Origin of the sequence: uncultured Halomonas sp., from assembly GCF_947501415.1 — a bacterium.
Classification (GTDB): domain Bacteria; phylum Pseudomonadota; class Gammaproteobacteria; order Pseudomonadales; family Halomonadaceae; genus Halomonas.
This window is the reverse complement of sequence record NZ_CANMVL010000037.1, coordinates 1-6921: the sequence shown is the minus strand read 5'-3', so window position 1 is coordinate 6921 and position 6921 is coordinate 1. Positions and strand designations below refer to the sequence as shown.

Genomic DNA, 6921 nt, shown 5'->3' with positions numbered 1-6921 from the left:
GGCGGCCTGACGCCGATGATGTCCCGATCCGAGCTTAGCTGACTTGTCAGGTGGTCCGAAGGATGGGGACCACTTCATAGAGTGGCTGTCATCTTTGGAGGCCTGACCGCTAAGTCTGTCGATATTCTTTTCAATATTCTCTGCGTCTTTCGCTCGCTTGAACCTCCCGATGAGAACCAGATTCATCGAGTGCTCAGAGCCATATCCGTTCCAAATCTTCATGATTGGACCTCTCGTTTGATCTAGACGGTATTTCTGAGTTGCTTAAGCGCCCACAGAACGCCGACATCTCCAATCTTCGCGCCGGCGGGCGAGAACGAACTCTCGCGAAGCACTCCGGACGCGTCTATATGCGCATAGGACTGAAGGCCTCGCTCATCGGGAAGTGGATCGCACGTAGGCAGTTCTGACGCCCCCACCTCACTGACCGCAAGGCGAACCTTGCCTCTGTAGCTAGAGACCCAATCCTGAAGAGCTCGGCCGACCACTCCATCCATGCTTGCTACCGTGGTGGTTGCTTGCTGAGGAAGCAACAGCAATTCACTAGCTCCAACCTTTTGCGCGAGCTCGCTTATCGCGTCAAGTTCAGAAACTGTGCGCTTGTTTACCACAACGTTGATCCCAAAGGGCGACAAGGTCGCAATCGATTCAATGCCTCGGAGCAGGCTGGCAAACTGCTTCCCGCGCTGTTCTTCATAGGTGCGACCTAACCCGTCAACGCTAATGCGTGTGAAATGGATCGAGCCCTTGAGGCGCTCGACCAACCGTGGCGTCAGGCGATGACCATGAGTCGTGAATGTGACCGCGAGCTGAGTCTCTCCCGCAGCTCGTTTGCATATGTCGACGAAGTCAGGATGCAGCGTGGGTTCGCCGCCACCAAATCCGATGCCTAGGCACCCCTCAGCATCCAGTTCTTTCAACCAGCCGAGCACTTGGTCAGTATGCAGCGACGCTTTGTGCTTCGGCGCGTAGCAGTACGCGCAGTGAAGGTCGCAAACATTGGTGAGTGCAATGGATACCTGGCGGGGGGACATCGACCAAACCGACTCTTCCGGGCACAACTCGTCTAGCAGGATATTCAGACCTGAATGTCGATCGAAAAGATGCACCCCGTTTGGGCTAATTCTGGACTTCATAAGGCATTGTTACCGAAAGCAGTTTTACCTTGAATTTGTTTTCTAACACATTGAGGCTATCGAGGCAGACGTTGGTGCTCGTCGCTAAGCGCCTATCTGCAGCCGGCCCAAAACCTGTTCCAACAGCTCCAGAGACTGACGATGCTTGTCAGCCCCCATCTTCTGGATGTTAGCGAGCTTCCAGCGCACGGCAGGCAGCCGATCAACGCCCTGCAGCGGAAGTAGCGCCCAGTCAGGCGTCCCCTGCTTGAAGGACAGAAGGAAGCGAACGTCTTCATCCGTCATTAGCTGGCCCAGCCGCGTCAGAAGATCGTGCCGTACGTCCTCGAGCTGTTGCAACGGGATATCAGCCCTGGCCATCCCGACAAACTCCTGTCGGTAGACGTTATCCAGTGGTTTCAGTCGCGGATTGATCACTTCATTCAAGGGCCTGGGATGCCCCAGCAGATAGACCAGGAAGCCTTCGAACACGCTTCGATCCAGGCCGCCCTGGTTCAGCAGCAGCTTTACATCGAAAAGGTCCCGGGGGTGCTGGCGGTCGAGCGCGGCGCAGATCTTGCCGCCATACAGGTCCGGCAGCGACACCACCTGCACCGCCGCAAAGCCGTACTCGTCCTCAACGGCTTCAACGACACCGCGCTCCTGGGGCGGGTGCAGAGTGCCACGCAGTACTGGCGATACCTCCACCTTCACCTGGCTACGCCCTCGGCGCACCAGGATTCTCAGCTCGTCTCGGCGATTATCCTGGAGCTCGGCTCGCACGCCTGGCAGTCGGGCGCTGAAAGTCTCTGCCAGTCGCTTCAGCGCATCGCGACAGCGTCGCAGCGCCTCGTCTCGGGGCTCCAGCGGCAGGTAGGCCAGGTCGATGTCGACCGATAGACGGGGTAATGGCTGCACGAAGAGGTTGATGGCCGTACCGCCCTTCAGGGCAAAGCACGGCTCGTCATTGAGGAAAGGCAGCAGCGAAACCAACAGCCTGACCTGTTCATGGTAGCGAGCTTCAATCGGCATGCAGGAACGCCTCCGGCACCGTCACGTGATATTCCCTGTCCAGCTTGCCGCCCTGGTAGAGCTGCCGCTTGCCTTTGCCGAGATCCAGTCGACGTGGTTCCAGACGACCGTACCAGGCATGCCCGGCGTGGCGAGCCAGCACCAGGAAGGCACGCTTCGTTCTCACCGAACGGCACCCCTCCAGCAATGCCTGCAGCCGGCGCGGGCGTAGCGTATTGAGCCCACCGAAGGTGTCGACCAGTTCACTGTTGAACAGCAGCTCGTTCGGCGTCACGGCGATCCACTCCAGGACCGCTCGCTCGGGGGTCGATACCTGCAAGCTGAAGGCCCTGCTATCCGGCGCGTAGTCAGTGAAGCTACCGGGAAGCTGCACTGGCAGACCCTTTTCAGAGTGAAGCACCATCCGCCCTACCCAATCGGCATCACTCAACCACCGGGGCAGCCGAACGGCTTCCTTGCCATACAGGTGCGTTGTGCTCTCCCCCATGGGCAGATAGTGGGCAAAGCCATGCAGTGCCAGGGCCGTCTGGCCACCCGGCCAAAGCGGTGGTAAGCCCGTGTCGTCGCTCGCCTGTAAGGCGAAAACAGCGCTCTCCCAGGTAATAGGCTCCCCCGCTTGGCAGTAGGCGCCGTACCCCACGCGTTGCAGCCAGCCACTGCCGGCCAGCTTACGCGCCTGATCCGAGGTGACGCCGTGTGACGCCAGCCAGGCGGTCGTCACAACGGCGCCATACGGGATCTTGTGCAGCAACTGGTTTATTTTCACGTCAAAAAGCGGCCTTCAATTCCGTCTTCAGAGTGAAGAATAAACCACGCTGGTTTATCTTCAAACCCAAAATCGCCATTAATGGCCGCTTATAGAACAAAATTTAAACCAAAGACTGAGTCTCCGGCCCTGCTTGAGCCGAATTCAGCGGGAGGAAGCTTGAGGGACGAGGCCAGGCTGAGAAGGCCGCTGCAGGGGGACAAAGCGGCCACACATCACGTCAATCCTGATAGTGCGTGTATTTTTTCGCACTTCCCTTCACCTGGTCGGCGGGATATTTCTCCGCATTCTTCTCCATCTTCGCCCGGCATGCCGCTTCAATATCCACGTCCAGCTTGCCCGCCAGCCGGATCAGGTAGAGCTGAACATCGGCAATTTCATCGCGCACGGCGGCCAGTTGCTGCTCATCCAGCTCCCTGGACTGCGCCTCGGTCAGCCACTGGAAGCACTCCTGCAGTTCAGCTGCCTCCACCGTCAGCGCCATGGCCAGGTTCTTGGGCGAGTGGAACTGGTCCCAGTCGCGCTCGGTGGCGAACTGGTCCATGGCGTCACGGAGCTGCTTGAACGGATCTGACATCTAGGGCTCACCTGGTTCTGCGGTATCGGATAGCGGTGAGCATGCCTGCTCTGCCGCTCGCTATCCAGCCAACATCGGCATAGGCGGCTATCGGGCCGCCTGTTTGCTCACAGCACGGAAAGAAATTCGCCGATGACCTTCAGGTCCTCAAGCTCGTCCTCGAGCACGATGTCCTTGTAGCCGAAGGCGTTGGTCTGGGGCTTAAGCACGATGCGCTGGTTCACGAACTCGCCATACTCCTCGACCTTCTCGCTCTGATACAGCTTCACCGTGAAGCTGCCGCCGTGGTCAGGGTCTTCGATGGCGCGATGCTGCACCACGACGACCTTGCCTTGCCGGGTGCCGCCGGGGTTGGCACGGAACAGGCACCAGGCGCCATTGGGGATGCGTCGGTTCATCGACTCCCCCACTACCCGACTGACGAAAAGGTCGGGGCTCGCCCGCATGAAGTCCGGCAGCTCGACCCAATGCTCGGCGTCGGCGATCTGCATCTCGCTGAACTCGCCGGCGGCGATGCTCAAATCGTACACGGGCACATGGCGCTCGAATGGCGCGGCCTGGTCACGCGTCACGATGGGAAGGTGCAGGCCATCTAGCGTCTCGGCCTCTTCAGCCAGATCAGTATGCTCGGTGGCTGCCTGTGAACGAGCGAAGGCCGCGAAGTACTCACGGGTCTCGGGGTCCGTGGCATAGACGTAACAGCCCTTCTGGCCCCTCGTCATCAAGGTGCGATAGGTGTTCTTGATGATCTGGTCGGCCAGGGCACGGGCATGCTCGGGCTGCTCCTTGAGCAGTTTCTTGTAGCCATGCACCGAGCGATCCTGCCCTGCGCGCTTGGCCGCGTCCGTCACCACGCGACCATCACGAATCACGAAGTCATCGCCGATGATGACGCCAACGTAGTCGAACTCGAGCCCTTGGCAAGTGTGGATACAACCGACCTGCTCTGCTGATCCATCGGCGATCGCCCACAGCATGCCGTCGTCATCGAGGTTCCACTGGGCCGCAAAGTCATACTCGGGAAACACAATATCCATGGCGTGCCTGTCCTTCTTGCTGGCCCAGGGCCAGCAGTATCCCGCCACCATGCGTGCCTTGTTGGCTTTGCGGTTCTTGTCAAGAATCGCCTGACGCATGACACTCGGGTCATCGAACACCTGGAAGTCGTAGTCGATATCCTCAAGGTCGGTATGGGCCGTGGTACGAATCTGAAGGGCGTGATCGAGCCAGGCCAGATAGCCATCCGAGCCGTTGCAGCGAAACTGTGACGCCAGCTCAAGTTCGTGGACATCGGCGCCGCCCTCGGCTGCCCGCCGCCTGACCTCCTCGACCGTCCCCACGTCCTTCAGCGTCACACGCTGCGCCTCATCGATGAAGAAGATCGAGAAGCGTGACGCGGCGATCACCTCCTTGATCTGGCTCTCGCCCAGGTTCTGATACATGCCCGATTTCTCGTTCAGGCGGTGCGCCTCGTCGACGATCAGCGCATGGAAGGTATCTGGCTCGGCGTTGACGTAGCTGCCCGAGCCCTTGAACAGGTTGTCGATGTGGGTCTTCTTGCGCGTGCCGGTCAGTTTCTTCTTGAAGACCTCACGCGGGGCCGAATTGCGCGAAACGTACTGCGTCATCATCTCGCGCTTCGTCAGCTCCACCAGCAGGTTGATGGCCACCACCGACTTGCCGGTGCCCGGTCCGCCCTTGACGATCAGGCACTGCTTGTTGCCGCTGCCTGCGCGATGCGCAAGATCGATGGCGGTTTCATAGACCAGCTTCTGGTCGTCGATCATTAGGAACTCGGCGTTGCCTTGCATCATCGAGGCCAGGGCATCCGCCAGGTTCTTGCTCGGCTTGATCACACCGTGCTCGATGCGATACATGATGTCATTGCTGTCGCCGTACTTGATGTGCTGGCTGAGAAACTTCGAGAGCTTCAGGGCATCCTGCGAGATGAAGACCGGCGCACGGCTTGTGTGGTGCTCGTAGAAGGGATCATTGATGGCGTGCCCCTGCTTCATGTTGTGCAGGTAGGCGCAAGGCACCAGGCGGATTGACTCGGAGCGTACCGTCTCGTTGTAGTCCTCGATCAGCGCGCCATAGGACCACGCCTGATACGACGGATGGTTGGTCTCACGCACGCCGCCGCCCAGCTGGGTGCGAACGATGGCATCCTTCTTCGTCACCTCGACGGACTGCCACTGTTTCAGCTCAACGATGACCGCTGCATCGTCCCGCTGGTGGTTCTTGCCGGTCAGGATGAAGTCCACACGGCGATTGGTCAGCGGAATGTTGTACTCGATGGCCACTCCCGCCGATGCGGGAATGCCCTCGTCGAGCAGAACGCTCATCATGAAGCGCAGTGAGTTCTCCCACGACGTCACCTCACTGCGCGGCGAGTTGCGGTTCAGTCTGCGTGCCACCTCGTTCTCGATGGCGTCGGTGATGACGTTGGCTCGTACATCGTCGATGAACTGCTGCTTAGTGGCGTTGTAGACCAACATTCCCCACAAAATTCCTTTTTACAAACAAGTAGTTATACATAATTCAATATACATGCACCGTATAATTATGCACGCTACTGGCTGCTATAACATCACCTGAAGCTCATGTGCCAGCCACAGCGGGCATGGGGAGCCATCCTGGCCGAGGCAGGCTGCGGTCCTGGCGCGGCACTTACCATTCATCGAGTTTGAAACTCAACTGCGTAGTATCCGACTCGCTTTCTGGACGACCTCCTGAATCCCCGCCATATGTCGCGATCATCTCTTCAACCCATAGCTCTCCGGCAAACTTGGCGTTCTCGTACTCGACTCTCTTCATCCATCCAACAGCGTGAGGTGCAGCAAACACCTCGTATCCTGGAATCTCCCAATCATCCTCAAAGTACCTTAGGACCCAGCCATAGCCTTCCTCCGGAGGGCACGGATCGACCTTGAAGCTATATCTCGGCATTTCCATTCTCCTATGCTCACACCAGATTCCAACGCTTGAGCCCACTGGAGACCAGTGCCATTACGCGCTCATTAACCTCCCGCACTCTGTCTTGTAGCTCCCTGATGCTGATTTCTCCCTGGCCCTGATCCTTAATCCGCATGCGAGGCAAACCCAGCTGGGTACCGCCAGCATTTTCAATGACGTCGGTCAGTGCGAAAGATGCTTGGATCAAGGCCGAGCGCTCTTCTTCGTTCATGACCGGCTGACGTAGCAGCGTCGCCCGAATCAGAGCCGAAGCCCAACGAGTGCGATTCGGAAACCCCTCATAGGCGGCACGCTCTGTGATCAACTCCTGCTCCTGCCGAGTCAGCCGAACCGATAACTTGCAGGACTTGGGACCTCGCATCATATCTCGCCCCTCTTTGAAGTGGCCCCCGAAATTCGGACCAGGCGCTAAGCTCTGATCAGACCGACCAGGAGACCCTGATCATGAGCAAGAA

The 6921-nt window shown here is 58.6% G+C and carries 8 protein-coding genes; all 8 read right to left on the bottom strand.

What is annotated here, in order from left to right:
* On the bottom strand, positions 1–222 hold a 222-nt coding region (locus Q0894_RS15710; protein WP_299237105.1), incomplete at its 3' end, for a DUF6375 family protein.
* 20 nt (positions 223–242) lie between these two features.
* Entirely contained in the window at positions 243–1034 is a 792-nt protein-coding gene (locus Q0894_RS15705; RefSeq protein WP_299237103.1) for a radical SAM protein, read from the bottom strand.
* Positions 1035–1220: 186 nt separating this feature from the next.
* Positions 1221–2147: a nucleotidyl transferase AbiEii/AbiGii toxin family protein gene (locus tag Q0894_RS15700; RefSeq protein ID WP_299237100.1), complete on the bottom strand. Its 927-nt coding sequence runs from the start codon at positions 2145–2147 to the stop codon at positions 1221–1223.
* Entirely contained in the window at positions 2137–2898 is a 762-nt protein-coding gene (locus tag Q0894_RS15695) for a type IV toxin-antitoxin system AbiEi family antitoxin domain-containing protein (protein ID WP_299237099.1), read from the bottom strand. The genes Q0894_RS15700 and Q0894_RS15695 overlap by 11 nt, the downstream gene beginning before the upstream one ends.
* Before the next feature lie 235 nt (positions 2899–3133).
* Positions 3134–3490: a nucleotide pyrophosphohydrolase gene (locus Q0894_RS15690; protein WP_043527825.1), complete on the bottom strand. Its 357-nt coding sequence runs from the start codon at positions 3488–3490 to the stop codon at positions 3134–3136.
* A gap of 107 nt (positions 3491–3597) precedes the next feature.
* A complete protein-coding gene (locus tag Q0894_RS15685; protein ID WP_299237096.1) occupies positions 3598–5988 on the bottom strand; it encodes a DNA/RNA helicase domain-containing protein in 2391 nt (796 codons plus the stop codon).
* A gap of 172 nt (positions 5989–6160) precedes the next feature.
* Complete coding sequence (locus tag Q0894_RS15680; RefSeq protein ID WP_299237094.1) at positions 6161–6439, bottom strand: hypothetical protein; 279 nt, start codon at positions 6437–6439, stop codon at positions 6161–6163.
* 16 nt (positions 6440–6455) lie between these two features.
* Positions 6456–6770, bottom strand: coding sequence for a hypothetical protein (locus Q0894_RS15675; RefSeq protein ID WP_299237092.1), 315 nt, complete (start codon positions 6768–6770; stop codon positions 6456–6458).
* Between the last annotated feature and the right edge of the window lie 151 nt (positions 6771–6921).